This window comes from Photobacterium damselae, from assembly GCF_003026815.1.
In the GTDB taxonomy this organism is placed as follows: domain Bacteria; phylum Pseudomonadota; class Gammaproteobacteria; order Enterobacterales; family Vibrionaceae; genus Photobacterium; species Photobacterium damselae.
This window is the reverse complement of the sequence record NZ_PYOG01000100.1, coordinates 1-1,027: the sequence shown is the minus strand read 5'-3', so window position 1 is coordinate 1,027 and position 1,027 is coordinate 1. Positions and strand designations below refer to the sequence as shown.

At 37.9% G+C, this 1,027-nt stretch carries 1 tRNA gene; it reads right to left on the bottom strand.

The annotated features are described in order from the left end of the window. Positions 1-664: 664 nt before the first annotated feature. Positions 665-750 (bottom strand) — tRNA-Leu (locus CTN07_RS22475). Positions 751-1,027: the final 277 nt, after the last annotated feature.

Below are 1,027 nucleotides of genomic sequence, written 5' to 3'. Positions count from 1 at the left end.
GAGTGCCCACACAGATTGCATGGTCAAATTGTTAAAGAACAATACTGACTTTCGGTAACCGCTTGCGCCGTTGTCCGTGTCAGTGAGGTCGCATTATAGGGAGAAAGTTTTATCTGACAAGCCTTTTCTTAGAAAAAAACACTAAAAACAATTCAATAGGTTAAATAAACAACCAAAACCAAAGAAAAGTTCAAAATAACCCCACATCATTAGTCTTTATTATAAGAGAGACAGACTCACCCACAGCGTTTTTTATAAGTTCTGAACAGCTTATCTATTAACTCTGCTCAATTATACAAAACAGAAAACACACATAAGGTCGATACAAATAGATATTCTTAAAATTGAAATGATATAAAAAGCAATGGGTAGTGAGAGTATAAGCTACATCCCCTATTTAGTTTCATTGCACATGATCACATTAGTTACGAGAGATGAGGCTAAGGGTGATAGTAGTGAACTTAAATTTCTTCTTTATGTTAACTCCAATTTCGGTAGCTATATAAAAGAAGTAATGTGTGCAAATGAAATAAAGATGGATATAGATTGGGGACTTAAACCCGCTTTCCATTGATTGATGACAAGGCGAAAAGCGAACTTAAGAATTTTGGGGATGTTAGAAACAACAAAGCCCCGACATGTGTCGAGGCTCTGTCTTAGAAACTGGTGCCCGGGGCCGGACTTGAACCGGCACAGTTATTCACCGGCGGATTTTGAATCCGCTGCGTCTACCAATTTCGCCACCCGGGCTGATGTGGTTCATTATACGCAGAAGTGATGTTGGCGCAAGAAGAAAAAACAAATTTTCTTTTAAAGATCACCTGTTTGCTGATTATTCAATCAAGATGAAACAAAAAACCAAATTTCGATGCAATAACTAGCAATAAAAAAGTCAGGGGGTGAGAGTGTCCTGAATTCTGTGTAACTGTCTAAACTTAAACCTCAAAGGTTAAGGATGGACAATATGGATAAGAAAGCACTCGAAGCTTTTGCTCGTGAAGCAGCAAAGTCAATTAAGACAGAATCT